General features: G+C 65.5%; 27 protein-coding genes and 3 tRNA genes. 25 read left to right on the top strand and 5 right to left on the bottom strand.

What is annotated here, in order from left to right; translation table 11 throughout:
• Window positions 1–6: 6 nt before the first annotated feature.
• The 11 genes from pqqB to DOM54_RS03245 all read left to right on the top strand — a co-directional run bounded on the left by pqqB (window position 7) and on the right by DOM54_RS03245 (window position 7,833).
• Window positions 7–909 (top strand): pyrroloquinoline quinone biosynthesis protein PqqB, encoded by a 903-nt coding sequence (pqqB, locus tag DOM54_RS03295; protein WP_240613743.1) that lies wholly within the window; start codon window positions 7–9, stop codon window positions 907–909.
• Complete coding sequence (gene pqqC, locus DOM54_RS03290; RefSeq protein WP_110714953.1) at window positions 906–1,736, top strand: pyrroloquinoline-quinone synthase PqqC; 831 nt, start codon at window positions 906–908, stop codon at window positions 1,734–1,736. Before pqqB ends, pqqC begins: the two co-directional genes overlap by 4 nt.
• The gene (pqqD, locus tag DOM54_RS03285; protein WP_240613742.1) at window positions 1,733–2,053 is read left to right on the top strand and encodes a pyrroloquinoline quinone biosynthesis peptide chaperone PqqD; all 321 of its coding nucleotides are present in this window, start codon (window positions 1,733–1,735) and stop codon (window positions 2,051–2,053) included. The genes pqqC and pqqD overlap by 4 nt, the downstream gene beginning before the upstream one ends.
• The gene (pqqE, locus tag DOM54_RS03280; protein WP_110714952.1) at window positions 2,050–3,174 is read left to right on the top strand and encodes a pyrroloquinoline quinone biosynthesis protein PqqE; all 1,125 of its coding nucleotides are present in this window, start codon (window positions 2,050–2,052) and stop codon (window positions 3,172–3,174) included. The genes pqqD and pqqE overlap by 4 nt, the downstream gene beginning before the upstream one ends.
• A gap of 113 nt (window positions 3,175–3,287) precedes the next feature.
• Complete coding sequence (locus tag DOM54_RS03275; RefSeq protein ID WP_110714951.1) at window positions 3,288–4,253, top strand: segregation and condensation protein A; 966 nt, start codon at window positions 3,288–3,290, stop codon at window positions 4,251–4,253.
• Window positions 4,250–5,161 (top strand): SMC-Scp complex subunit ScpB, encoded by a 912-nt coding sequence (gene scpB / locus DOM54_RS03270; RefSeq protein WP_110714950.1) that lies wholly within the window; start codon window positions 4,250–4,252, stop codon window positions 5,159–5,161. Before DOM54_RS03275 ends, scpB begins: the two co-directional genes overlap by 4 nt.
• A 75-nt stretch (window positions 5,162–5,236) precedes the next feature.
• The gene (gene rluB, locus DOM54_RS03265; protein ID WP_110714949.1) at window positions 5,237–6,103 is read left to right on the top strand and encodes a 23S rRNA pseudouridine(2605) synthase RluB; all 867 of its coding nucleotides are present in this window, start codon (window positions 5,237–5,239) and stop codon (window positions 6,101–6,103) included.
• Between the two features lie 87 nt (window positions 6,104–6,190).
• Window positions 6,191–6,266, top strand: a tRNA-Lys gene (locus DOM54_RS03260).
• Window positions 6,267–6,287: 21 nt separating this feature from the next.
• Window positions 6,288–6,363: transfer RNA gene (locus DOM54_RS03255), tRNA-Lys, on the top strand.
• A gap of 61 nt (window positions 6,364–6,424) precedes the next feature.
• Window positions 6,425–6,500, top strand: a tRNA-Lys gene (locus DOM54_RS03250).
• Window positions 6,501–6,588: 88 nt separating this feature from the next.
• Window positions 6,589–7,833: a serine hydrolase domain-containing protein gene (locus DOM54_RS03245; protein ID WP_110714948.1), complete on the top strand. Its 1,245-nt coding sequence runs from the start codon at window positions 6,589–6,591 to the stop codon at window positions 7,831–7,833.
• Window positions 7,834–7,843: 10 nt separating this feature from the next.
• On the opposite strand, the gene DOM54_RS03240 is transcribed toward DOM54_RS03245, so the two are convergent.
• The gene (locus DOM54_RS03240) at window positions 7,844–9,307 is read right to left on the bottom strand and encodes a M48 family metalloprotease (RefSeq protein ID WP_110714947.1); all 1,464 of its coding nucleotides are present in this window, start codon (window positions 9,305–9,307) and stop codon (window positions 7,844–7,846) included.
• Window positions 9,308–9,369: 62 nt separating this feature from the next.
• Between DOM54_RS03240 and DOM54_RS03235 the strand changes: the two genes are divergently transcribed.
• Together DOM54_RS03235 and DOM54_RS03230 are read left to right on the top strand one after the other, a co-directional pair.
• The gene (locus DOM54_RS03235; RefSeq protein ID WP_338067004.1) at window positions 9,370–9,738 is read left to right on the top strand and encodes a sulfurtransferase TusA family protein; all 369 of its coding nucleotides are present in this window, start codon (window positions 9,370–9,372) and stop codon (window positions 9,736–9,738) included.
• The gene (locus DOM54_RS03230; protein ID WP_110714946.1) at window positions 9,735–10,820 is read left to right on the top strand and encodes an AI-2E family transporter; all 1,086 of its coding nucleotides are present in this window, start codon (window positions 9,735–9,737) and stop codon (window positions 10,818–10,820) included. The genes DOM54_RS03235 and DOM54_RS03230 overlap by 4 nt, the downstream gene beginning before the upstream one ends.
• Before the next feature lie 18 nt (window positions 10,821–10,838).
• Here the strand turns inward: DOM54_RS03230 and DOM54_RS03225 are convergent, their stop codons facing one another.
• A complete protein-coding gene (locus DOM54_RS03225) occupies window positions 10,839–11,309 on the bottom strand; it encodes a peroxiredoxin (protein WP_110714945.1) in 471 nt (156 codons plus the stop codon).
• A 377-nt stretch (window positions 11,310–11,686) separates the two neighbouring features.
• Between DOM54_RS03225 and dapA the strand changes: the two genes are divergently transcribed.
• The 4 genes from dapA (at window position 11,687) to purC (ending at window position 15,209) form a co-directional block, all read left to right on the top strand.
• Complete coding sequence (gene dapA, locus DOM54_RS03220; RefSeq protein ID WP_110714944.1) at window positions 11,687–12,571, top strand: 4-hydroxy-tetrahydrodipicolinate synthase; 885 nt, start codon at window positions 11,687–11,689, stop codon at window positions 12,569–12,571.
• 59 nt (window positions 12,572–12,630) lie between these two features.
• Window positions 12,631–13,584, top strand: a complete 954-nt coding sequence (gene bamC / locus DOM54_RS03215) for an outer membrane protein assembly factor BamC (protein WP_110714943.1) — start codon at window positions 12,631–12,633, stop codon at window positions 13,582–13,584.
• Entirely contained in the window at window positions 13,584–14,405 is an 822-nt protein-coding gene (locus DOM54_RS03210) for an MBL fold metallo-hydrolase (protein ID WP_240613741.1), read from the top strand. Before bamC ends, DOM54_RS03210 begins: the two co-directional genes overlap by 1 nt.
• Window positions 14,406–14,495: 90 nt before the next feature.
• Window positions 14,496–15,209, top strand: a complete 714-nt coding sequence (gene purC, locus DOM54_RS03205) for a phosphoribosylaminoimidazolesuccinocarboxamide synthase (protein WP_110714942.1) — start codon at window positions 14,496–14,498, stop codon at window positions 15,207–15,209.
• Window positions 15,210–15,332: 123 nt separating this feature from the next.
• Here purC and DOM54_RS03200 read toward each other — a convergent pair whose 3' ends face one another.
• On the bottom strand, window positions 15,333–15,899 hold the full coding sequence (locus DOM54_RS03200) for a peptidylprolyl isomerase (protein WP_110714941.1): 567 nt from the start codon (window positions 15,897–15,899) through the stop codon (window positions 15,333–15,335).
• Between the two features lie 112 nt (window positions 15,900–16,011).
• On the opposite strand from DOM54_RS03200, the gene DOM54_RS03195 reads away from it, so the two are divergent.
• Window positions 16,012–16,533, top strand: coding sequence for a GNAT family N-acetyltransferase (locus DOM54_RS03195; RefSeq protein WP_110714940.1), 522 nt, complete (start codon window positions 16,012–16,014; stop codon window positions 16,531–16,533).
• Window positions 16,534–16,538: 5 nt separating this feature from the next.
• Here the strand turns inward: DOM54_RS03195 and tsaA are convergent, their stop codons facing one another.
• Window positions 16,539–17,351 carry a tRNA (N6-threonylcarbamoyladenosine(37)-N6)-methyltransferase TrmO gene (gene tsaA, locus DOM54_RS03190; protein ID WP_110714939.1) on the bottom strand — a complete coding sequence of 271 codons (813 nt, stop codon included), beginning with the start codon at window positions 17,349–17,351 and terminating at the stop codon, window positions 16,539–16,541.
• Window positions 17,352–17,536: 185 nt separating this feature from the next.
• Here tsaA and DOM54_RS03185 point away from each other — a divergent pair, with 185 nt between their 5' ends.
• The 4 genes from DOM54_RS03185 (at window position 17,537) to fabF (ending at window position 20,561) form a co-directional block, all read left to right on the top strand.
• Complete coding sequence (locus tag DOM54_RS03185) at window positions 17,537–18,097, top strand: cupin (RefSeq protein WP_110714938.1); 561 nt, start codon at window positions 17,537–17,539, stop codon at window positions 18,095–18,097.
• A gap of 42 nt (window positions 18,098–18,139) precedes the next feature.
• Entirely contained in the window at window positions 18,140–18,634 is a 495-nt protein-coding gene (locus DOM54_RS03180) for a GNAT family N-acetyltransferase (protein WP_110714937.1), read from the top strand.
• A gap of 73 nt (window positions 18,635–18,707) precedes the next feature.
• Entirely contained in the window at window positions 18,708–19,286 is a 579-nt protein-coding gene (locus DOM54_RS03175; protein ID WP_110714936.1) for a winged helix-turn-helix transcriptional regulator, read from the top strand.
• Window positions 19,287–19,298: 12 nt separating this feature from the next.
• Complete coding sequence (gene fabF / locus DOM54_RS03170; protein WP_110714935.1) at window positions 19,299–20,561, top strand: beta-ketoacyl-ACP synthase II; 1,263 nt, start codon at window positions 19,299–19,301, stop codon at window positions 20,559–20,561.
• Between the two features lie 124 nt (window positions 20,562–20,685).
• On the opposite strand, the gene DOM54_RS03165 is transcribed toward fabF, so the two are convergent.
• Window positions 20,686–21,480: an SDR family NAD(P)-dependent oxidoreductase gene (locus DOM54_RS03165; protein ID WP_110714934.1), complete on the bottom strand. Its 795-nt coding sequence runs from the start codon at window positions 21,478–21,480 to the stop codon at window positions 20,686–20,688.
• Window positions 21,481–21,878: 398 nt separating this feature from the next.
• Here DOM54_RS03165 and DOM54_RS03160 point away from each other — a divergent pair, with 398 nt between their 5' ends.
• The 3 genes from DOM54_RS03160 to astA are packed head-to-tail and all read left to right on the top strand — an operon-like array spanning window position 21,879 to window position 25,233.
• Complete coding sequence (locus DOM54_RS03160; protein ID WP_110714933.1) at window positions 21,879–23,093, top strand: aspartate aminotransferase family protein; 1,215 nt, start codon at window positions 21,879–21,881, stop codon at window positions 23,091–23,093.
• A 26-nt stretch (window positions 23,094–23,119) separates the two neighbouring features.
• A complete protein-coding gene (locus tag DOM54_RS03155) occupies window positions 23,120–24,214 on the top strand; it encodes an arginine N-succinyltransferase (RefSeq protein WP_110715111.1) in 1,095 nt (364 codons plus the stop codon).
• Window positions 24,214–25,233 carry an arginine N-succinyltransferase gene (astA, locus tag DOM54_RS03150; protein WP_110714932.1) on the top strand — a complete coding sequence of 340 codons (1,020 nt, stop codon included), beginning with the start codon at window positions 24,214–24,216 and terminating at the stop codon, window positions 25,231–25,233. The genes DOM54_RS03155 and astA overlap by 1 nt, the downstream gene beginning before the upstream one ends.
• Window positions 25,234–25,391 lie beyond the last annotated feature (158 nt).

Here is a 25,391-nt window from a genome sequence, read left to right as displayed (position 1 = left end):
GGCGCTGTGCTGCAGCTGCGTGTACTGGGGGCGGCCGCCGGTGGCGGTTCGCCTCAGTGGAACTGCCGCTGCGATGTCTGCCGCCTGGCCTGGAAAGGGGATCCACGCGTCTCGCCACGCACCCAATCCTCGATCGCCGTCAGTGTCGACGGCGAGAACTGGGCGCTGATCAACTGCGCGCCCGATATTCTCAAGCAGATCCAACAGACGCCGGCACTGCATCCGCGCGAGGGTCGTCGGCATACGCCGATCGCCAGCGTGCTGCTGACCAATGCCGATGTCGATCATATCGGCGGCCTGCTCAACCTGCGCGAGAGCTCGCCGTTCCGGCTGCTGGCAACGCCGATAATTCAGGATGTGCTGCGCGGCAGTCCGATCTTCGAGGTGCTGAACCCAGACTACGTCAGTCGTGAATCGATCGTCCTGGGCCGGCCGTTTGCCCTGCTCGAAGGTCTGCAAGCGCGGCTGTTCGCGGTGCCCGGCAAGACCGCGCTCTATCTCGAGGGCGACCAGGTCGAGATCGGCGTCGAAGACGAGAGCACCGTAGGCGTCGAGTTGACCAGTGGCGACAAGCGGGCCTTCTACATTCCCGGCTGTGCGGCGATGACCCCGGCACTCGCCGCGCGCCTCGATGGTGCCGACCTGCTGCTGTTCGACGGCACGCTGTGGCGCGACGACGAAATGGTGCGGGCGGGCGTCGGCCACAAGACGGGCCAACGCATGGGCCACATGTCGATGTCCGGGGAAGATGGCAGCATCGCCGCGCTGGCCGACCTCTCGCTGGGCCAGCGTGTCTTCGTTCACATCAACAACACCAACCCGGTGTTGATCGCGGGCTCTCCCGAGCGCCAGGCCGCCGAGGGCGCCGGCTGGGAGATCGCCCATGACGGCATGGAGCTGAGCTGTTGAGCCTCTCTTTCGAGAATCATCCGGATCTCGTCGAGCCGCTGAGCGTGGAGGCGCTGGAAGCCCGCCTGCGCGAGGTGGGCGAGACGCGCTATCACCATCGTCATCCGTTCCAGCTGATGCTGCAGAACGGCGAGCTCGACAAGCGCCAGGTCCAGGCCTGGGCGCTCAACCGCTACTACTACCAGGCGATGATCCCGATCAAGGATGCCTCGCTGATGGCGAGGCTCGACGATCCCGAGCTGCGTCGAACCTGGCGCTCGCGACTGGTCGACCATGACGGCGAAGCGCCGGGCGAGGGTGGCATCGAGCGCTGGCTGAAGCTGACCGATGGTCTCGGGCTGTCGCGGGAACTGGTCGTCTCGACCCGCGGCATCCTCCCGGCGACGCGCTTTGCCGTCGAGGCCTATACCCACTTCGTGCGCGACCGGACGCTGCTGGAAGCGATCGCCTCGTCGCTGACCGAGCTGTTCTCGCCGATGGTGATCGGCCAGCGCGTGCGCGGCATGCTCGAACACTACGATTTCGTCTCCCGCGAGACGCTTGCCTACTTCGAGCCGCGGCTGACCCAGGCGCCGCGGGATGCCGAGATGGCGCTGGACTACGTCAAGCGCCACGCGGTGCGTGCCGATCAGCAGCAAGCGGTGATCGATGCACTGCGCTTCAAGTGCAGCGTGCTGTGGGCAATGCTCGATGCGCTCCAGCACGCCTACGTGGGCTCCGGCTCGGAGGGCTCGGGCCAGGTGCCGCCGGGCGCCTGGGGCAGTGGTGTCGAAGGGCAGGAGATCGAGGGCGACGGCCTGAATGACCACGGGGGGCTTGCTCGGTGAGTGCCGATACCGATAGCAATGGCGACGCCGGCGGCGTGCCCGGTCTTCACGAGTCCGACGTGGTCAAGATCCCGCGTGGCGTGCGGCTGCGCGAGGACAAGACCCGCGGTGGCTGGGTGCTGCTGGCGCCGGAGCGGGTGTTCCAGCTCGATCCCATCGCCCAGCAGGTACTGATGCGTGTCGACGGCGAGCGCGATATCGCCGCCATCGTCGACGATCTGGCGCAGGCTTTTGCCGCACCGCGGGAGCGCATTCTCGGCGACGTGCGCCGCATGCTCGCCGACCTGATCACCAAGAACGTTCTGGAAGTGACATGAATACCCGGCCGGAAGCGCACCAGTCGCCCCCGATGCCGCCGGCGCCTATCGGCATGCTGGCGGAGCTAACCCACCGCTGCCCGCTGCAGTGCCCGTACTGCTCCAACCCGGTCGAACTGACCCGCAAACGCGAGGAGCTCGAGACCGAGACCTGGCAGCGAGTCTTTGCCGAGGCGGCCGAGCTCGGCGTGCTGCAGGTGCATCTTTCCGGCGGCGAGCCGGCGTTGCGCCAGGATCTGGAAGCGCTGGTGGCGAGCTGTGCCGAACATGGCCTCTATTCCAATCTGATCACCGCCGGCGTCAATATCGGTCGCGCGCGTCTCGAAGCGCTGGCAGACGCCGGGCTCGATCACGTCCAGCTCTCGGTGCAGGGTGCGACGGCGGAGGTCAACGATCATATCGCCAACCTTCCCGGCGCCTTCGACAAGAAGCTGGCCTTTGCCGCCGAGGTGACCGACGTCGGGCTGCCGTTGACGCTCAACAGCGTGATCCATCGTGCCAACCTGCGTCAGATCCCCGATCTGGTCGAACTGGCACTGGAACTGGGCGCGCGGCGCCTCGAGATCGCGCACGCGCAGTATTACGGCTGGGCGCTTCAGAACCGTGGCGCGCTGATGCCGCCGCGGGAACAGGTGATGGAAGCGCTCGATCTGGTGGAAGCGGCCCGCGAGCGGCTCAAGGGCAAGTTGGTGATCGACGCCGTGGTGCCGGATTACTATGCGCGGCTGCCCAAGCCGTGCATGAACGGCTGGGGGCGCCAGTCACTCAATGTGACGCCCGCGGGCAAGGTGCTGCCGTGCCACGCCGCCGAGACGATCCCCGGCCTCGCGTTCTGGAACGTGAACGAACATTCTCTTGGGGATATCTGGCAGCATAGCCCCGCCTTCAACGCCTATCGCGGTACCGACTGGATGCCGGACGCGTGCCAGAGCTGCGAGCGGCGCGAGATCGACTGGGGCGGCTGCCGCTGCCAGGCCTTGATGTTGACCGGTGACGCCACCCAGATGGACCCGGTCTGCGAGCGCTCGCCCTATCATGACGAGATCCAGACGCTGGCGATCGTCGATTCGAAGCGAGACGACGACTTCACCTACCGGCGTTTTTCGCGCCAGCCCGCTTGATACTTGGCCGGAGCGGTGTGGCCATCGCCGAACCGTCGACTTCGTGCCGATAGGCCAGCGTCGCCTGCCTTGTTAGACTGCGGTCACTATCCATCAGCGATCCGGGAGGCGGCGTGAGCGTGATCGAATCCGAACAGCCCGATGCCGCCGAGGCGTCGCCATCAGGGCAGTTGCCACTCGACTTCGTGGTCCGGGTCAACGGCGAACGCCTGACCGAGCTGCCGCAGGATCTCTATATCCCGCCGGAAGCGCTCAAGGTCTTCCTCGAGACCTTCGAGGGGCCGCTCGACCTGCTGCTCTATCTGATCCGGCGGCAGAATCTCGATATCCTGGCGATCAACGTCGCCGCCATCACCCACCAGTACGTCGAGTACGTGGATCTGATGCAGGCGATGGAGATCGACCTGGCCGGCGAGTATCTGGTGATGGCCGCGATGCTCGCCGAGATCAAGTCGCGCACGCTGTTGCCGCGGCCGCCCAAGGGCGACGAAGACGACGAGGAAGCCGACCCGCGCGCCGAGCTGAGCCGGCGGCTGCAGGAGTACGAACAGCTCAAGCTCTCCGCCGAGGAGCTCGACACGCTGCCACGCATGGGGCGCGACTGGTATCCGGCACAGGCGGCGCTGCCGGAACTCGAACCGCGGGTGGTCCATCCCGACGTATCGCTGAACGATCTGCTCGGGGCCCTCGGCGGCATGCTCAAGCGGGCCGATCTGCGCCAGACCCACCGGATCAGTCGCGAGGTCCTCTCGACCCGCGAGCGGATGCTGTCGATCATGGCCAGACTGAACGCGGATCGCTACACGCCGTTCGAGGCACTGTTCGACCTTTCCGAGGGCCGCGCCGGGGTCATCGTCACCTTCATGGCGATTCTCGAATTAGCGCGTGAGTCGATGATCGAAATCGTGCAGAATGCGCCGCTCTCGCCGATACACCTGCGGGCCAGGCTGGCGGTCGAGGACGGCGCCGCAGGCGACGATGGCGATATCCCGGGCGAGCCGGCTTTCGAGACCGGGACGTCCGCGCCGGCGAGCGGCATCGAGGCATCCGATAACGGCGACGGCGAGATCCGGGCATGAACCGTCTGACCGACCCTTACGTGACCCCAGCGCTGGACGAGATTCTGGAGGCGGTACTGCTGGCCGCCGGCGAGCCGCTCTCGCTGGAACGGATCGAGGGGCTGTTCGGCGACGGCCCGCTCGGTTCGGGGCAGCCGCCGTCCCGTGCCGCCATCCGCGAGTCGCTGAACAAGCTCGGCGAACGGTTGATGGCGGGCGGGGCGCTGGAGTTGCAGGAGTCCGCCTCGGGTTATCAGGTCAGGATCCGTCAGCGCTACTCGCCGTGGGTATCGCGGCTGTGGGACGAGAAACCGCAGCGATACTCGCGGGCGCTGCTCGAGACCCTGGCGCTGATCGCCTACCGCCAGCCGGTCACCCGCGGGGACATCGAGGAAGTGCGCGGCGTGGCGGTCAGCAGTTCGATCATGCGCACGCTGGTGGAGCGGGGCTGGATCCGGGTCGTCGGTCATCGCGACGTGCCGGGACGGCCGGCGGTCTACGCGACTACCCGGGCGTTTCTCGATGACCTGGGGCTGCAGACGCTGGATTCGTTGCCGCCGATGCATGAACTCAAGTCCTTCGAGACGTTCGAAACGGCCATGCACCAGCCGTTCGCCGATGTGCCCGACGGCGTCGCTGCCGATGCCGGTCCCGGCGCCGACGAGGCGGACGGTAGCAATGCCGAAGCCGGCGTGGATGACACCGCGTCTTCCGACGACACAACGGCCGGCAGAGAAGATTCATCGGTAACGTCGGAACCTGCTTCCGACAATGACGAACACGCCGAGATGGCGTCCCCCGGCGAGTCGCTGAGTTTTGCCGAGCTCGAGGCGCGACTGGCCGAACGTGCCCGCAGACGTCGGGATGAATCGGAGGTGCCGGGTAGCGGCACCGATTCGGACCCCGATGGATCGGACACGGACATCTGACAGTCGCCGCCTCGAGCCGGGCTGCCGACAGCCCGGGCGGAAGCTGGCGACTAGCCGAAGAGGCAATGAAGCATCATGACGGATACCAACACCGAGAAACTGCAGAAAGTGCTGGCGCGCGCCGGATATGGCTCGCGACGCGAAATGGAAGCCGCGATCAGCGCCGGCCGGATCAAGGTCAATGGCCAGGTCGCCAAGCTGGGCGACCGCGTCGGCTCGCGCGACCGCGTGGCGCTCGACGACCGGGCCATCAACCTGCGCGCCGTCGAGGAGGTGCCTCGCCGGGTCATCATGTACAACAAGCCGGAAGGCGAGCTGTGCACGCGCAAGGATCCGGAGGGGCGGCGGACCGTGTTCGAACGCCTGCCGCGACTGAAGGGCGAGCGCTGGATCGCGATCGGCCGCCTCGACATCAACACCAGCGGGCTGCTGCTGTTCACCACCGACGGGGAGCTGGCCAACCGGCTGATGCACCCCTCGCACCAGATCGAACGTGAATATGCCGTTCGCGTCATGGGCGAAGTGAAGCGTGAACACGTGGTCGCCATGGTCGAGGGCGTGATGCTCGAGGATGGCCCGGCGCGCTTCTCCGATGTCCAGGAGTTCGGCGGCGAGGGCATCAACACCTGGTTCCACGTCGTGATCCTCGAAGGTCGCAACCGCGAGGTGCGGCGGCTGTGGGAGTCCCAGGGCCTGACCGTGAGCCGGTTGAAGCGAGTCCGCTACGGCAATATCTTCCTCGACAAGCGGGCCAAGGCCGGCGAGTGGACCGAGATGACCCAGGACGAGATCGACGAGCTGTCGAACCTGGCTGGCCTCGAACCGCGCAAGGTGCCCGAGCTGACGCCGGACGAGAAGAACCGCTGGAGCCGCGACAAGAACAAGCGTCGCCCGGTGACGGCGATGAAGAAACCGCGTCGCCCGCGTCGTCAGGACTCCTGATTCCGGCGTTGCGACATCGGCCGCGGGGCGGGAAAAAACGCTTGCCTGCTCCGAGGCTTATGAGTAATATGTGCGCCCAGTCGGAAGGGGTCGTTAGCTCAGTTGGTAGAGCAGTTGGCTTTTAACCAATTGGTCGTAGGTTCGAATCCTACACGACCCACCACTTTCCGACGGGTCGCACGATGGGTCGTTAGCTCAGTTGGTAGAGCAGTTGGCTTTTAACCAATTGGTCGTAGGTTCGAATCCTACACGACCCACCATCGATCGCTCCCCCGCCGTTTCGGCAGCACTGCACAGCGCCCGCTGTCAGTGTCACGTCTCGGGTCGTTAGCTCAGTTGGTAGAGCAGTTGGCTTTTAACCAATTGGTCGTAGGTTCGAATCCTACACGACCCACCATTTCGATGATTTCCCACTTCGCCGACAAATCGATGCACCTCTTCGCGTGGCTGTGTTACTGATTGAGGATTCCCTAAGGAGCCCCCTCATGACGTCTCGTCCGTCCCAGCCAGATTTCGCCCGTTCTGCCGATGCGACTCGCCTCGAACCGTCCCGGTCCGACGCCATCTACCGTCATGCCGGCGAGCCGATCGGTGACATCGAGCAAGCCTACAGTGGCCGCCTGGCGCCCGATCTGGCGGTGAATACCTTCCGCAATATCGACCGCTTGTTTCCCTCGCGGATCATCGCCGCGGGTGCTTCTCCGCGTCCGCTCGGGCAGGCGCCGACGTGCCTCGATGGGGTGGTCGCCAGCATCAACGGCGAGGCTTACGATCTCTACGACTACCTGGCGTTGAACAGTGTCACCGGCCTGCTGGTGCTACGACGCGGCGACATCGTCCATGAGACCTACCAGCGCGGTAATCATCGCGATACCCGCTGGATGTCGATGTCGGTGGCCAAGTCCGTCTGTTCGACGCTGGCCGGCATGGCCATCCGGGACGGTCTGATCCGCGAAGGCCTGGCCGCACAGGTGACCGATTACGTACCGCTGCTGGCGGGAAGCGCCTACCAGGGCGTCAGCCTGCGCGACCTGCTGATGATGGCGTCCGGCGTCGCCTGGAACGAGACCTATACCGACCCCCGATCCGATCGTCGCGCGCTGTTGAAGGCGCAGATCGCCCAGCAGCCGGGCGGGGCGATGAAGGTGATGGCAGCACTGCCTCGTGCCGCCAAACCGGGCACGCGCCATAACTACAGCACCGGCGAGACGCAGATTCTCGCCGAACTGGTTCGGCAGGCCGTTGGACGACCGCTGGCCGACTATCTCTCGGAGAAACTGTGGCAGCCCTACGGCATGGAGAGCGATGCCAGCTGGTGGCTGGCGTCCGCCGACGGCGTCGAGATCGGCGGCAGTGGCATCGCGGCAACCTTGAGAGACTACGCACGCTTCGGTCAGTTCATGCTCGATGGCGGCAGGATCGAGGGTCGATCTCTGCTACCCGATGGCTGGATCGACGCCGCCACGCGCCCCACGACACTCGCCGGCGGCGATTCGCTGGAATACGGCTACATGTGGTGGACCGCGTGGACGCCATCGTCGCGCCGGGATCGCGCCTTCGCCGCGAGGGGCATCCACGGCCAGCTCATCTACGTCAACCCGGCGCGTGGCATCGTGATCGCTCAGAACGCCGCCGCGCCGAAACCGCTCGGCAGATTGGTGATCGATCCGATGGTGTTCTGCGACGCGGTCGTGGCACATCTCGAGGGGCAGGCCGGCGTGCCAGCCTGAGGCCATGCGGTCAGAAACTCCGCATCGTCTCCCGGTAGCCGAGGAAATCCTTGCGTCGTTGCTCGACGCGGCTGGCCATGGCGTAGTCGCCACTCCGTTTGGCGACATCCTCGGCGGAGTCGATCTGACGAATGGCGGTGTCGATGCGACCCTCGAGCTGGAGCTGCTCGGCGCGAGCCAGCTGGCCCCAGGCATCGCGGCCGGTGCGGCCGGCCGCCTCGGACAGCAGGCCGAACACGTTGGGGTCCTCCGGATACTGCTCGCTCATGTCTCGCAGCACGTCGAACGCCTGTGTCGGCGCCGTCTGCACCAGCGCCTCCGCCTGCACCCACTGTGCCGGATAATAGCCAGGAGAGAGCCGCAGGATGTGTCGTGCTCTCGCCAGCGCGTCCTGGTGGCGCCCGGCGTCGTAGGTGACCTGGGCGGCGGTGGCGGGGATCATCGAAAGGTCGGGATAATCTCCGGCAAGCTCGTCGAGCGTCTTCAGCGCCGCGTCGGGACGCCCCTGTTGTGCATCGGTGAGCGCTTGCAGGTAACGCACGGCAGCCGCTGGCGGGTCATCCTGCTCGAGTATTGTCATTGCCTGGGTCGGGTTATCCCGGTTGAGCATCAACAGTGCTCGCCCGCGGATCATGGCGTAGGTCGGATCGTCCCGGTGGGGCGGGGAGGGCAACTGGTCGGCACGGGCCTGGGTGTCGCTGATCCGCGATTCGGTGACCGGGTGGGTCAGCAGGAATTCGGGGGGATTGCCGCCTTGAAGCGCGGCGAGCTTCTGCAATGTGCGGAACATTTCCGGCATCGCCTGCGGGTCGTACCCGGCCTTGGCCATGGCGCTGAGGCCGACGCGATCGGCCTCCTGTTCGAACCGGCGGGAGTAGGCGAGCTGATCCTGCATGAATGCCGCCTGAGAGCCCATCATCGCGGCGATACCCGCGCCGCCGCCGCCACCTGCCGCGAAGATCATCCCGGCCAGCATGGCCGCCATGGTCGGTAACTGCGTCTCCTCGACCCGCTCCATGCGCCGGGCATAGTGGCGCTGGGCCAGGTGGCCCAGCTCGTGCGCCAGCACCGAGGCGAATTCGTCCTCGTCGGGCGCGGTGGCGAACAGACCGGCGTTGACCCCGACCACGCCACCCGGTACGGCGAAGGCGTTGAGCAGGCGGCTGTCGACCATCGTCACCACGAGGTTCTCGTTGACGCCGCTGTAGGGCACCAGCTTGGCCAGCATCGAGCGCACATAGGTCTGCGTGATCGGATCCTGCCACGGATCGGTCTGGGCACGAAATTGACGCAGCCAGGCCCGACCCAGACGATATTCGTCATTGGACGTGACGGCGGCGCTGGTACTGCCGAGATCCGGGAGCTGGTAGCCTTGCTGAGCGTGCGCGGGCGGCAAGGCGCCGGCCAGCCCCGCGGCGAGCAGTGAAACGGCCAGCAGGCGCCGCTGGAATGATGTCAGTCGTTGACGGTTCATGCTGACGATCTCGTTCCTCATTCAGGCTGAAGCCGGGGTGGCCGATGGTGGTCTGCGCTATCATGCGTTCGACCGCAGCTTGTGGCAGACGTTGCCTAGAAAAGCCGGGCGTTGCAACAGCCGTCATGCCGGGCCTGTCGCGCGAGCGCGCCTCTTTTCCAACCAACCTGGGGTATGTCATGTCTCAACAGCCGGATCGTCGACTGGATGCCTCCGGTCTGAACTGCCCATTGCCGCTGCTGAAAGCCAAGCAGGCGCTGGCGGACATGCAGGCCGGGGAATTGCTCGAAGTGATCGCGACGGATGCCGGTTCGTGGCGGGATTTCGAGAGTTTCGTCGAGCATAGCCGACATACGTTGGTCGGGCGCGAGGAGAATTCGGGTGTGTATCACTACTGGCTGCGTAAAGCCGATGGAGAGGCGCGAGCATGAGTTTGAAGGGCATCCTGCGTAACTGGTTCGAGCGATACCTGTCCGACGAAGAGGCCATCGTTCTGCTGGCGCTGCTGATCGGCGGCTTTGCCATCGTCATCTGGCTCGGCGGTGCGCTGGCCCCGTTCTTTACGGCGCTGGTGGTCGCCTTCCTGCTGCAAGGCGTGGTGGCCTGGCTGGAACGTCGGGGGTTGCCTCGGCTGCTGGCGGTGGGGCTGGTCTTTCTGCTGTTCGTGGGCGCGCTGCTGGCGTTGGCGCTGATCGTGATGCCGCTGGTCTGGAACCAGCTGGTCGAACTGGTGAGGGAGGCCCCCAACATGTTCGCCAGCAGCCAGCGCTGGCTGGGTGAAATGCAGGCCAGATACCCCACCATCGTCACGCCGGATCAGGTCCAGGGCTGGATCGCCACGGCCGGTCACCAGGCGTCGCAGCTTGGCCAGCGCGCACTGACGTTCTCGCTGGCGTCGCTGGGCAACCTGATGGCCGTGATCATCTATCTGGTCCTGGTGCCGATCCTGGTCTTCTTCATGCTCAAGGACCGCGAGCGGCTGGTCGACTTCATGCTGTCGATGCTGCCCGGCAAGCGCACCCTGATGACTCGCATCTGGCAGGAGATGGACGACCAGATCGCCAACTACGTGCGCGGCAAGACGATCGAGATCATCATCGTCGGCAGCGTGGCGTTCATCGTCTTCTGGGCGTTCGGGTTGCCCTATTCGGCGCTGCTCGGCCTCACCGTGGGCCTGTCGGTGCTGGTGCCCTACATTGGCGCAGCGCTGGCGACGCTGCCCGTGGCGGCGGTGGCCGGCTTCCACTTTGGCGTCGGCGACCAGTTCTTCTACGTGCTGGTGGCTTACGCCGTCTTGCAGGCGCTCGACGGCAACGTGCTGGTGCCGATTCTGTTCTCGGAAGCGGTCAACCTGCACCCGGTCTCGATCATCCTGGCGGTGCTGTTCTTCGGCGGGCTATGGGGATTCTGGGGCGTCTTCTTCGCCATCCCGCTGGCAACCCTGATCAAGGCGCTGGTCCAGGCCTGGCCGCGCGGGGAGTCGGACCAGGCCGTGATCACGGAAGAGAGCTGATCGCCGCCATGGCTGTGTTCAGCCGTTCAGCTCCCGCGCTGCTTCCAGCACCTCGTCGACGTGGCCGGGAACCTTGACGCCACGCCATTCGCGGGCGAGCTTGCCTTCCGCGTCAATCAGGAAGGTGCTGCGCTCGACGCCCAGGTGTTCCTTGCCGTACATCTTCTTGAGCTTGATCACATCGAACTGGCGGCAGATCGCCTCGTCGCGATCCGAGATCAGCTCGAACGGGAAACCCTGCTTGGCCTTGAAGTTCTCGTGGGACTTGAGACCGTCCCGCGAGACGCCGAAGACGACCGTGTTGGCGGCCTCGAACTCGCCGATCCTGTCGCGGAAGTCGCCGCCCTCCGTGGTGCACCCGGGCGTGCTGTCCTTGGGGTAGAAGTAGATCACCACCTGTTTTCCACGATAGTCGCCGAGCCGAAAGGGCGTGTCGCCGGTCGCTTCGGCGGAGAAGTCTTCTACGGGTTGTCCAACGCTGAGAGTCATGAGGCGCTCCGAAACCGGGAAGTGAATGGCGAACGATAGCCGATCCTGGCGGTCAATGCTCGGTAGCCGAGGCCTTGCGATGCGCCGGCAGTCGCGCCGATCGCGGCGACAGCCGGCCTGGCGGCTGTACACGCTGGGGCTGCCTGAGTACCATCTGGGGGCGTGAAATCGCGCCTGGGCAGGCGCCACGACCGCATCGACATCATGTCTGACGTGCTGGAGCCCGAGACCGGAACGCGTTGGCCTGGCCTGCACAGGGCACGCCAGCGATTCGGGTGTCGGGGTGCATCCGGCCGGCAATTCGGTTTCCGGCCGTTCGATATCGATTGGACAAGGCGGCCGGCCGCCCATCCGGTCACAGTAGAGAGAGCTGCAAGATGATCACAGGCAGTATCGTTGCCATGGCGACGCCGATGAAAGCCGGTGGCGAGATCGATTGGGAGGCGCTGCGCCGTCTGGTCAATTTCCATCTCGAACACGGCACGGACGCCATCGTTGCCGCTGGTACCACCGGCGAGCCGACCACGATGTCGTTTGCCGAGCATTTCGATGTCATCCGCACGGTGGTCGAAGAGGTCAACGGCCGGATCCCCGTCATCGCCGGCACGGGAGCCAACAACACCTCGGAAGCGGTCGAACTGGCCCGCTATGCCAGTGAAGTGGGTGCCGACTGCTGTCTTTCGGTGGCGCCTTATTACAACAAGCCGACCCAGGAAGGCTTGTATCAGCATTTCAAGGCGGTCGCCGAGGCGAGCGAGCTGCCGATCATTCTCTACAACGTTCCCGGACGGACCTGCTCGGATATCTACAACGAGACGGTTTTCCGGCTGGCGGAGCTCGAGCGGATCATCGGCCTGAAGGATGCCACCGGCAACCTGGAGCGTGCCGAGGAGTTGATCGACCGCCTCGCGGGCAGCGGCTTCGCTCTCTACTCCGGCGACGACGCCACCGCCTGCGATTTCATGCTGATGGGCGGCCATGGCGACATTTCGGTCACCGCCAACGTCGCGCCGAAGTCGATGCACGATCTCTGCGTCGCGGCGACCAGCGGCCAGCGCGAAAAGGCGCACCAGATCAACGCGCGCCTGGCGCCGCTGCACACGGCGCTCGGTATCGAATCCAATCCGATTCCGGTCAAGTGGGCACTCAATCGCATGGGATATGCCGAGACCGGCATCCGGCTGCCGCTGACCTGGCTTTCCGAGCGCTATCACGGCAACGTCGGCGAAGCGCTGCAACTCGCCAATATCGAGACGACGTGAAATCTGCCGACGTGGTTCGAATCGCCAACCAGCCCATTGCTTCAAACAAAGGTGGATGCATGAAGCCCATCCTCAAATGGATGCCTCTGATGTTGTGCTCGTCGCTGGCCCTCTCCGGCTGCGGACTTTTCCAGGACGGTTACTATTACGACCGCAATGCCGAGTATCAGACGGCGGAGATGGCCAAACCGCTGGAGCTGCCGGCTTCGCGCAATCAGGTGCGTTACCAGGATTCGATGCCCGTGCCCCAGGCCGACAGCGATTTCTCCACGTCGGACGCCGTCGACGATGCGCCTCGTCCGCAGCCGCTGGCATCGGGACAGGGCGACGAGCAGCCCTATGCCGAGCTGCGCCAGGCCGGTAGCGAGCACTGGCTTCTGGTCGATGCCGCGCCGGCCAGCGTATGGCCACGGCTGCAGGGCTTCGCCGTCGATCACGGCGTCAACCCGACGGCGATCAATGCCGCCGCCGGTCGCATCGAGGCGGCGCAGGGTAGTGTGAGTCTGCGCCAGGGCCTGCGTAGCGGCACCAGTGAGGTCCGCTGCGACATCGGCGGCAGCGCCCAGTGCCTGAGCTCGATCAAGGCCTACTTGGACAGCAACCACACCGCGGATAGCGGCGTCTCGCTGGCCGCCCAGCCGCTCGATCAGAGCGAGCGCGTGAAGCTGCGCAATCGCGGCGGCAACTGGGAGCTCGACCTGGCACTGGATGGCGAGCGCGCCTGGTCCGAACTCTACTATCAGTTGCAGAATGGCTTCGACAGCAACCGCCTGACGGTGACCGACCAGAACCGAAGCGCGGGCCAGTTCTTCATCGACTACCTGCCGCAGGATGCGGATGACGGTGGCTGGTTCAGCTGGTTCGGCAGCGATCCGCAGCCCAGCCACTATCGTCTCCAGCTCGACTCGAGCGCCGGCAACAGCGTGGTGACGGTGGCCGGCGCCGATGGGCAGCCGGTCGAGCCTGCCACGGCCCGGGAGCTGCTGGATGCCATCGCGTCCACGCTGCGGTGATGCCACTGCCGTCGATGCCCGCTCAGCGGGCTCTACCGGGGCCGCGCCCCGAACCTGGGCTCAGCTTCGCCTCGCTGGGCAGTGGTAGCAAGGGCAACGCGACCCTGGTCAGCGACGGTGAGACCCTGGTTCTGGTGGATTGCGGATTTGGCGTGCGCGAGGCGGAAAAACGCCTCGCCCGTTTCGGCGTCCACCCTCGCCAACTGGCCGCCATACTGGTCACGCACGAGCACAGCGACCATATCACCGGAGTCGGCGCGTTGGCGCGGCGCCATCAGTTGCCGGTCTATCTCAGTGCCGGCAGTTGGCTCTCCGGCAAGCTCGGCGACGTACCCTGTCACCAGCTTCTGGTGCCGCAGGCACGCTTCGCCATCGGCGGGCTGGAGATCGACCCGGTCACCGTGCCCCACGATGCCCGCGAGCCGATCCAGTTCTGCTTTCGCGCCCACGGTCGCCGTCTTGGCGTGCTGACGGATCTAGGCCACCCGACATCCCACGTGGTCGATGCCTTCAGCGGCTGCGATGCGCTGTTCCTGGAGTGCAATCACGATCCGCGGATGCTGGCCGAGGGGCCTTACCCGCCGCATCTCAAGCGACGGGTTGCCGGGCGCTGGGGACATCTGGCCAACGCTCAGGCGTCGGACCTGCTGCGGCGGCTGGGACTCGACCGGCTGCAGCGGATTGTCTGCTCGCACCTGTCGGCGCAAAATAACCACCCCGAGCGGGTACTGGAGGCGTTGGTGCCATTGCTCGACGGCGATGAATCGCGTCTGCTGGTCTCGACCCAGGATCGGGGTATCGACTGGCAGCAGGTGGCGTAACGTTGGCTCCCGCCCACCCCGTCGCCACACCACGCTACACACCCTCTTCATGAACCTGCTGCCCCACGGGGCCGCGACGGAGACAGCTCCATGCAAAAACGCGATCTTCTCTATGCCGGCAAGGCCAAGTCGGTCTACCTGAGCGACGACCCGCAGCGGCTCGTCCTGCACTTCCGCGACGATACCAGCGCCTTCGACGGCAAGAAGAAAGAGGCGCTCGAGCGCAAGGGAATGGTCAACAACAAGTTCAACGCGTTCATCATGGAGAAACTCCAGGCGGCCGGCATCCCCACGCATTTCGAGCAGTTGCTGTCGGACACCGAGTGCGTGGTCAAGAAGATGGAGATGATCCCGGTGGAGTGCGTGGTGCGCAATCTGGCCGCCGGTGGTCTGGTGCGCCGTCTTGGTGTCGAGGAGGGTATCGCCCTGAACCCGCCGACCTTCGAGCTGTTTCTGAAGAACGACGAGAAGGGCGATCCGATGATCAACGAGTCGCTGGCGGAGACGTTCGGCTGGGCGACGCCCGAGCAGCTGGCGACCATGAAGTCGCTGACGTTCCGGGTCAACGATGTGCTCAAGCAGCTGTTTCTCGACGGTGGCATGCTACTGGTGGACTACAAGCTCGAGTTCGGTCTCTTCGAGGGCGAGATCGTGCTGGGCGACGAGTTCTCGCCGGATGGTTGCCGACTGTGGGACGCCGAGACGCGCGAGAAGCTGGACAAGGATCGCTTCCGTCAGGGCCTAGGCGGTGTGATCGAGGCCTACGAAGAGGTGGGGCGCCGTCTCGGCATGACCTTCGGTTGAGCCTTCGCCTGCCGTTCGAGCGACGAAGCCCCGGCGTGGTGACGCCGGGGCTTCGTCGTGTCGGGCCCGTGATGCCCGTGGGCCGTGGCGGGAAAGCGGCGCCTCGGGGGGGCGTCGCCGGGATCAGTCCAGGCGCTCGGCGCCGGTTATCGTGATTGGGGTCTTGGGCACGTCGGCATGCGGGCCCTGGCGTCCGGTGGGCGTCTCGGCGATCTTGTCGACCACGTCCATGCCGGACACGACATGACCGAACACCGTGTAGCCCGGGTTGTAGAGATCGCGATAATTCAGCGCTCTGTTGTCGACCAGGTTGATGAAGAATTGGCTGGTGGCGGAATCCGGGTTGGCGGTGCGCGCCATGGCGATGGTGCCGCGGGTATTGTCGAGACCGCTCTTCTCCAGTGCGATCGGCGGGTGGGTCTGCTTGGGCTCGAGTTCCGCCGTCATGCCGCCACCCTGGATCATGAAGTCCTGCATGACACGGTGGAAGACCGTGCCGGCGTAGAAGTCCTCATCGACGTAGCGCAGGAAGTTCTCCACCGTCTTGGGCGCTGCCTGGGTGTCGAGCTCCACCTCGATGGGCCCCTGGCTCGTCTCCAGGCGCACGTGGGGATGGTCGGCATCGGCGAGCGCCGGCAGCGAGAACAGGGTCAGGGCGGACAGGCACAGCGGGATCAGCGACTTTCGCATCGAAGGCACTCCAGTCTTTCATCGAAGCTCGCCAGCCTAGCGGCATCTGGACGGGCTTGCCAGCGCCGACCGGGGCGTCTACACCGCCAACGGGCCAATGACGAGGTGAAACATGACACGCCATGAGACCGATCGACTGATCCTGAGGAAGCCGGATAGCGCCGATGGACCGCGGCTGTTCGCCATCTACGGCGATCCCGAGACCCACCGCTTCAATCCAGCCGGCCCCCATACCGACGCCACGGTATCGATGGCGGTGTTGAGCGGGTGGCTCGACCACTGGCAGCGCCACGGCTTCGGGATATGGGCCATCGAGGAGAAGGCGAATCCGGGAGGCGTCATCGGCTTTGGCGGCCTGGGCTGGACGAAAGAGGCGGGTTGGGGCTGGATTCTGAACCTGGGATATCGCTTCTGTCACGCCGCGTGGGGCAAGGGGTATGCCACCGAGATGGGCCAGGGGGCGATCGACTACGCGGCCGAGCGACTGGCGGCGGACAGGGTGCACGGCCTGGTTCGCCCGCAGCACGCGAAATCGGTTCGGGTCCTGCACAAGCTGGGCTTCCGCGACGTCGGCACGCTGGAAGACACGCCGGGCGAGCCGGCCAGCCTGGTGCTCGAGCGACTGCTGCGCTGAGCCAGTCAGCGCGGCTCGATCGCTGCTACCCGAATTTCGGTGTCGCCGTCGCGCTCGTCGACCAGAAAGCGAACGTTGACGTCGCGCAGCAGGACGCCATACGGCCTCGAGGCGCCCTGCCGGGCCGTGGCGCTGCCGTGGTAGGCGGGGCGCGGATCCTGCGCCAGTACCTCCTCGATCAGCCGAGCCAGCGACTGGCCGTCGGCGTGCCGACGAAGCGCTTCGCCGGCAGCAGCATCGAAGACGACGCGGCAGCGGGGCGGCGAGGCGGGGGCGAAACCGGCATCGGCGTCGGGGCGGGACTCCGCCCAGGGGAGATACGGCTTGATGTCGAGGATCGGGGTGGCATCGCACAGATCGTGCCCCCGCAGGTGCAGCTTGACCCGGCTCTCGTGCCCGGCCAGGCGCGAACCGGCGATCGGCGAACGGGCCCGCGAAGGGCGCGGGCTGCACTCCACCTCGACCAGTTCCACCAGTGACTGGCCCAGTCGATTGGGACGGTGAGTGCTTCGACTGGCGAATACGCCGACACGACGATTGCCGCCCAGGCGCGGCGGCCGAACCCGCGGTTTCCACGTCAGCGGGCTGCGATCGAAGAGGAACGTCAGCCAGAGATGGCTCATTGTCTCGAGGCCCTCGACGGCAAGCGGGTCGTCGAAAGGCCGCGCCAGATATAGAATCGCCCGCGCCGACGGCGCCAGCCCAGGTTGCCGGGGGACTCCGAACTTGTCGGGATAGTCGCTGGCCACGTGACCGATCGCCTCCAGCGTGAGGGTGTCATCGGGCGAAGGGGAGCCATGGCGGGGCGCTGGTGTCATCGAATCACGCTTCTCAAGGTGAAATTGGGTATTGGTGCCATACTGCAGTGACGTTAGGGCTGTCGACGTATCGGCGCGAACCGGGTTGCGGTGCCGGCGTGGCCGTGGTCGAGACGTCGACAGCCCCCAAGCTCACCGGGCACGAGAGTGGTTAAGGCTCGCATGATACCAAGGAGAGGTGTTGGATGAGTTTCTTGCATGTATATCACGAGGCGGACGGTGATCAGCCGCTGTTGAGCAGCCACGATGCCTATCGTATCTCTCTCGAACTCAGCTCCATCGAGGTCTATTTCGATCGGCTCGAGTTGACGGAGCTACCGGTCGGTGTCGATCGTCGCCAGCTCATGGTGCTGAACAACGATGCGGCGGAGGAGATCCAGCAACTGAGCGGCCGCCGTTATTGCGACCTGCGCGGCATGAGCCCGCAATACCCCGATCTCGAGCTCAGGCGAGAGTTGTTGTGCACCGAGTCGGCGAGCGATGAGGAGGCCTGGCATCTGTTTTTGAGGGGGCAGGCGATCTTCTACTTTCATCTCGACCATCGGGTGTATGTCGTCGGCTGCGACCGGGGCGATCTGATCTCGGTGCCGGCAGGGCTGCCGCACTGGCTGGATATCGGCCCGGAGCCCGACTTCCTGGTGATGACGATGTGCAATGTCCCGTCCCATGACGTGATCGCGACGGCGAGCGATATCGCGCTTCGGTTTCCACGCTTCGAGACGCTCGTCGACGCTGTAACGGCTTGAGACGGCCGCCATGCCATCCTCGATGGCAGGAGAGAGATCGCCATGCTCGAACGAATTCGCTTTCGCCAGGCCCTGCCCAGAGACGCCTCGGATCAGGCCGAGGTCTTTCACCATGCGATCATGGAGGGGGCCGCCGGACACTACACGCTGGCCCAGCGCGAGGCCTGGGCCGGCTCGCTGCCGCGCACCGCGGAGGCGTGGGCGGCACGTCAGGCCCTCTATCCGACGCTGGTCGCCGAGTGTGATGGCCACTGCATCGGCTTTTGCGAGCGCGATGCCACGGCTGGCCGCATCGAGACGCTCTATGTCTGGCCGTCGGTAGCGCGCCAGGGGATAGGCGCACGCCTGCTGGCGCTGTCCGTCAAGGCGGTACGGGAAGCAGGCGTCGCGGAGGTGTCGATCGAAGCCAGCCTCATGTTGGCGTCCTCGCTCTCCGGGCGCGGCTGGGAGACCCTCGGCGAGGAGTGGGTCGAGCGTCGTGGTGAACGGCTGCCGAGGGTGTGCATGCGCCTTCCGGCAGTGTCGTCCGGCGAATAGCGGGGGGATTTCGTGATGGCGGTCCCGGACGGGATTCCCTTGTGGCGGAAAATTCGGTAGAGTCGCTTCCATAATGAAAGTGACCGATGATAGCTCACCCCTCTGCCCGGTAGCCCGCGCGCTGACGTGCGTTGGCGACAGCTGGACCCTGCTGATCCTGCGCGACGCCATGCAGGGCGCGCGTCGTTTCGACGAGTTCCAGCGCGGCCTGGGTATCGCTTCCAGCATGCTGACGCGACGGCTGGAGCGCATGGTCTCCAACGAACTGCTCGAGAAACGCTGCTATCAGCGGCATCCGCCGCGTCACGAGTATCATCTGACGGCCAAGGGCCACGATCTCGCTCCGGTTATCCTGACGCTCTACCGCTGGGGCGAGCAGCATCTGCCGATCGAAGCCAGCGGCTTTCAGCTTGTCGATCGACGGACCCTGGACCCTGTCGAGCCAATCCTCTACGACCGATGCCACGATCGACCACTGTCGCCTGGAGACGTGTGTCTGGCCCCGGGGCCCGATGCCAATCCGGCGGTCCATGCCCGTGTCGAACGTATGCGCAACGCCCTCGGACGAGGCGATTTTCCCGACTCGCAGCCAGCGGCGGCGCGCGCCGACTGCCGGGCCGCCATGGCGGCGAGTGACTCGATCAATGAATGAAAGGACATCGTCATGCGACGTATCGTAGTGACCGGTATGGGGCTTCTCACGCCACTGGGTTGTGGCGTCGAGACGGTATGGCAGCGCCTGCTGTCGGGCGCTTCCGGTCTGCGCAAGCTGCCGGCGGAGATCGTCGAGGGGCTGGCGGCCGGCGTCGGCGGGCCGGTGCCGACGATCGCCGAGGACAGCGCGGGTTTCGACCCCGACGCCACCATGGATCCGAAGGAGCGGCGCAAGATGGACCGCTTCATCCAGATGGCCGTCGCGGCGGCGGAAGAGGCGCTGGCCCAGGCCAACTGGTATCCGAAGACGGAAGCGGAACAGGAGCGCACCGCGACCCTGATCGGCTCGGGCATCGGCGGCTTCCCGGCGATTGCCGATGCCGTGCGCACCACCGACAGCCGTGGCCCCCGCCGCTTGTCGCCGTTCACGATTCCCTCGTTCCTGGCCAACCTGGCGTGTGGCCAGGTGTCGATTCGCCATGGCTTCAAGGGTCCGCTCGGGGCGCCGGTGACCGCCTGCGCCGCCGGCCTGCAGGCGATCGGCGACGCCGCACGGATGATTCACGCAGGCGAAGCCGATGTCGCCCTCTGCGGCGGCAGTGAAGCGTGTATCGATCGTGTCAGCCTCGGTGGCTTTGCCGCCGCCAAGGCGCTGTCGAGCCATTTCAACGACACCCCCGAGCAGGCTTCCCGTCCCTTCGATCAGGCGCGGGACGGCTTCGTCATGGGCGAGGGTGCCGGGCTGATCGTGATCGAGACGCTCGAGCACGCGCTGGCGCGTGGCGCCACACCGATCGCGGAACTGGTCGGCTACGGCACCACCTCCGACGCCTACCACATGACCGCCGGTCCGGAAGATGGCTCCGGCGCGGCACGGGCGATGAAGATTGCGCTGCGCCAAGCCGGGCTGGAGGCGAGCGATATCCAGCACCTCAACGCCCACGCCACCTCGACGCCGGTGGGCGATCGTGGGGAATTGGCGGCGATCCATGGCCTGTTCGGCGATCACTCGCCGGCGATCAGCGCCACCAAGGCGACCACGGGCCACCTGCTGGGCGCTGCCGGCGGGGTGGAGGCGATCTTCACCGTGATGGCGCTACACGATCAGGTGGCACCGCTGACCCGCAACTACACCGAACCCGACCCGATGGCGGCGGATCTGGACGTGGTTCACGGCGAGTCGCGCAAGATGCCGATGGAGCATGCGATCTGTAACGGCTTCGGGTTTGGCGGAGTGAACGCCAGCGCTATCTTCAAGCGCTACGAGGGCTGAGACGGGCTGCGCTTGGCAGCGTGGCTACGAGCTACGAGCTAAGAAGAAAGCCAGCGACAGATGTCGCTGGCTTTCTGCTTTACGGCAAACCGCGGGCGCAGGCTGGCTATCGCGGCTCGCGGCTTCAGGCCATGGTATCGACGATGCCGCCCTCCACCCGCATCGCGGCGCCGGTGGTGGCGCTGGCCTGGGGCGAGGCGAGATAGACACTGAGATTGGCGACTTCCTCGACTTCGGCCACGCGCTGGATGATCGACGACGGCCGATTCTCCTTGACGAAGTTGGCTTCCGCCTCGGCCTCGCTGATGCCCTGCTGGCGAGCGATATCGGCGATCATCTTGCCGACGCCCTCGGACTTGGTCGGTCCGGGAAGCACGGCGTTGACCGTGACTTGGGTGCCGGCGAGCACCTTGGCCAATCCGCGGGAGATCGACTGTACCGCGCTCTTGGTCATGCCGTAGTGGACCATCTCGGCGGGAATGTTGAGCGCGGACTCGCTCGACAGGAACTGGATTCGGCCCCAGTCGCGCTCTTTCATTCCCTTGGCGTAGTGACGCGACAGCCGCACCGCGCTCATCACGTTGACGTCGAAGAACTGCTGCCACTCCTCATCCGGGATCTCGAAGAAGTCCTTGGGCCCGAAGATGCCGACGTTATTGATCAGGATGTCGCAGGAGGGCTTCTGGTCGATGAGTGTGCGGCAACCCTCGGCCGTCCCCAGGTCCGCCGCGACCCCGTCCACGGTTGCATCCGGGAGCTTGCGCTCGAGCTGGGCGATGGCGTCGTCGACCCGCGCCTGGGTACGCCCGGTGACGGTGACGGCTGCACCGGCGCCGGCCAGCCCCTCGGCGATGGCCAGTCCGATGCCGGCGGTGGAGCCGGTGACGATGGCGGTCTTGCCTGTCAGATCGATTTTCATCAGATCTCTCCTCTGTCCTGCGCTGTGGTCTGCGTTTCGCGCGAGTCACGCCGTCTCGAGAGCGAGGGTGATGGCTCCGACGAAAGTCGCGGGGGTACACTTCGAGATCGGGGCATTGGCAGCGAACACAACCCCGTGAGGTCTTTCAGCGTGGGACGCTTTTCGCAATTCGCCGTCCCATTGCTGAAAGCCGCCTGACTGCCGCCTCCTTATACTCAACTGAAACAACCCTAAGGAAACGCTGAATAGATCGACGAGCAGGATGAAGCGCAAGACGCACGGAGCGCAGGAGCCGGAGCCTATGGGGTATAGGTGAGGATTCCGAGCACCGCGCAACGCAGCGATTCGCCTGCGCAGGCATTTATGCAGTGCTTCCCTAAACTTCCAGGGAGAGAGACATGGCCGCGAGCCCGACACGTGACGATTTCGACCACTACATGACCCCCAACTATTCGCCACAACAGGCGATTCCGGTGCGCGGCGAAGGTAGCCGACTGTGGGATCAGGCGGGCAAGGAGTACATCGATTTCGCCGGCGGTATCGCGGTCAATGCGCTAGGGCATTGCCATCCGGCGCTGGTCGGCGCGCTGACCGAGCAGGCCAAGAAGCTGTGGCATCTCTCCAACGTCTACACCAACGAGCCGGCACTGGCGCTGGCCAAGCAAATGGTCGAGCGGACCTTCGCCGACAAGGCGTACTTCTGCTCTTCCGGCGGTGAAGCCAACGAAGCGGCGTTCAAGCTGGCACGGCGGTGGGCGTTCGACAACTTCGGCGAGCGCAAGCACAAGATCATCTCGTTCAAGCAGGCGTTCCACGGCCGCACGCTGTTCACCGTCAGCGTCGGCGGTCAGCCCAAGTACTCCGAGGGCTTCGGTCCGATCCCGGGGGGCATCGTGCATGCCGAGTTCAACGATCTCGACAGCGTGCGCGCGCTGATCGACGACGATACCTGCGCCATCGTGGTCGAGCCGATCCAGGGCGAGGGCGGCGTGACGCCGGCGACGCCTGAGTTCATGCGCGGTTTGCGCGAACTGTGCGACCGACACCAGGCGCTGCTGGTCGTAGACGAGGTGCAATCCGGCGTCGGCCGCAGCGGCAAGCTCTACGCCTACATGCACTACGGCGTGACGCCGGACATCCTGACCACGGCCAAGGCGCTGGGCGGCGGCTTCCCGATCGGCGCCATGCTGACCACCGACCGGGTGGCGCCATCGCTGGCGGTGGGCACCCATGGTTCCACCTACGGCGGCAACGCACTGGCCTGCGCGGTGGGACTGGCGGCGCTGACCACTATCGACACGCCGGAGGTGCTGGCTGGGGTCGAGCGTCGTCATCAGCTCTTCCGCGAACATCTCGAAGTGATCAATCGCAAGTTCGGCGTGTTCAAGGAGATTCGCGGCATGGGGCTGCTGATCGGTGCCGAGATGAGCGACGACTTCGAGGGCCGGGCGCGGGATATTCTGCCGCTGGCCATCGAACAGGGCTTGATGGTGCTGGTCGCCGGCCCCAACGTTCTGCGCATGGCGCCGTCGCTGGTGATCCCGGAAGCCGACGTCCAGGAGGGTATGGCGCGTCTCGAGATCGCCATCGGGCAACTCGTCGAGCCGTCATGATCGACGCCGACGTGGTTTCAGGTGCGATGGAGCAGGGCGCGTCACGTAGCGTCGGTCACCTGCTGGTTCGTCCGGCCCGGCCGGGCGACCTGGCGGCGATCGAGCGGCTCGCCGGCGGCTCCACACCCAGGTTGACCAACCTGCCTGCCCATCGCGACCGGCTGGAGGAGCGAATCGCCCGCTCGACCCGCGCACTCTCCCATAACGTCGATTTCCCCGGCGACGAACTCTACACCTTCGTGCTCGAGGACCGGGATCTGGGCGAGATCGTCGGTACCGCCAGCATTCGGGCCCAGGCGGGAGCGCAGGACGCCTATTACACCTACCGCCAGGAAACCCTGATCCACGCCTCTCAGCAGCTCAACCTGCGCCACGAGGTGCAGACGCTGTCGCTCTCCCACGAGATGTCCGAGGTGTCGCTGCTGTGTGCGCTGTCGCTGGACGCGCGCTACCGCGGCACCAGCGCGGCAACCCTGCTGAGACGGGCCCGGCTGATGTTCATCGCCCAGTACCCCGAGCGCTTCGCGGAAACGCTGGGCGTCGCCTTTCCGGGCTATCTGGATGAGGAGGGCGGATCGCCGTTCTGGGACAGTGTCGGCCGACATTTCTTCGAGCAGGGCTACCACGAGATCAACCTGTTGGCGGGCGTGCGCTCGAAGAGCTTCATTGCCGAGGTGATGCCGCAGTTCCCGCTCTATCTGCCGCTGCTGACGCCGCAGGCCCGGGCCGCGATCGGCCGCGAGCATCCGGCCCACGAGCAGGCGTTGCAGGAGATGCTGGCCGAGGGATTCGTGCGGTCGCGCCATGTCGATATCTTCGACGCGGGGCCGGTGGTAAGGGGAGAGCGCCAGCGGCTGCATACGCTGACCCACTGTGGCTGGCACCCGGTACGGATCCGTCCGGCCGCCTCGTTGCCGGATGCGGAGCCGGCGATGGTGGCCAACCAGCAGTTGGCGGACTTCCGCTGCACCGTGGCGCGCTACGCGCTCACGCCGACCGGCCAACTGCTGCTGTCCGAGGAGCAGGCAGCACTGCTTGGCGTCGAGGAGGGGCGTGCGGTACTGGTCGCGCCGCTGGCGTTACCCGATGTCGAAGACGCGTTGGACGAGGGAGAACTGTAATGCGCCTGCGACCCATTGGGCACCACGATATCGACGAGCTGCAGGCACTGGCCCAGGAAACCGGGGTCGGTTTCACCTCGCTGCCCAACAGCCGAGAATTCCTGGCAGCCAAGATCGCCAACGCGGTGGCGGCTTTCGAGGGCCGAGTCCCCGAGTCGGAGCGACTCTATTTCTTCGTACTCGAGGATGAGCAGAACGGCGAACTGGCCGGATGCTGCGCGATCGAGGCCGAGGTTGGCCGCGAGACACCGTTCTATCACTACCGTGTCGGCAAGCTGGCCCACTCATCGGTTCAGCTCGATCTGCATCGCACCATCGATACGCTGTTTCTGAGTTCGGATCACACCGGCGATGCCGAGGTGGCTTCGCTGTTCCTGCGTCCGGCCTATCGCCGCGATCGCAACGGCACGCTGCTCTCCAAGGCGCGCTGGCTGTTCATGGCGGAGTTTCGCGACTGCTTTCCGGCCAAGGTGCTGGCGGAAATGCGCGGCGTGTTCAGCCCGGAGGGCGTCAGCCCGTTCTGGGAGAGCCTCGGCAGCCACTTCTTCCCGATGGAGTTCAAGCAGGCCGACCAGCTCACCGGGCTGGGCCAGAAGAGCTTTATCGGCGAACTGATGCCGAAGTACCCGATCTACACGCCGTTCCTGCCTCAGGCGGCGCGGGAGTGCATCGGCCAGGTCCACGAGCACACCCGGCCCGCGCTGGAGATGCTCAAGAAGGAAGGGCTGCGCTGGGAAGGCTACATCGACATCTTCGACGGTGGCCCCACGGTCGAGGCCTACATCGACGACGTCCGCGCCATTCGCCACTCGTCCTGCGTCACGGTGGAAGTCAGCGGCGACTCTCTCGCTCAGCCCGAACGCCCCGGCTGGATGGCCGCGACCACCGGCATGAGCGACTTCCGCTGCAGCTGGATCGGGCGCGGACCCGACGAGGATGGGGTGATCGCGCTCACCAGCGCGGAAGCCGAGCGGCTGGGCGTGACCAGCGGCGACGCGCTGCGGGTGCTGGAAACGTAACCCGGCTGCGCCGGGAGCTATAAGCTGTAAGGAAAACCAGCTTTAAGCCGTAAGAAAGGTCAAAAGCGAAAAACCGATTGTTGGATTTCGTGGTGGTGGTTTGACTTTGGCTTGCGGCTTGCGGCTTGCGGCTTGCGGCTTATGGCTTATGGCTTACC

This window comes from Salinicola acroporae (assembly GCF_003206615.1).
GTDB lineage: Bacteria > Pseudomonadota > Gammaproteobacteria > Pseudomonadales > Halomonadaceae > Salinicola > Salinicola acroporae.
The sequence above is the reverse complement of the archived record's forward strand: the minus strand, read 5'-3'. Positions and strand labels throughout refer to the sequence as shown.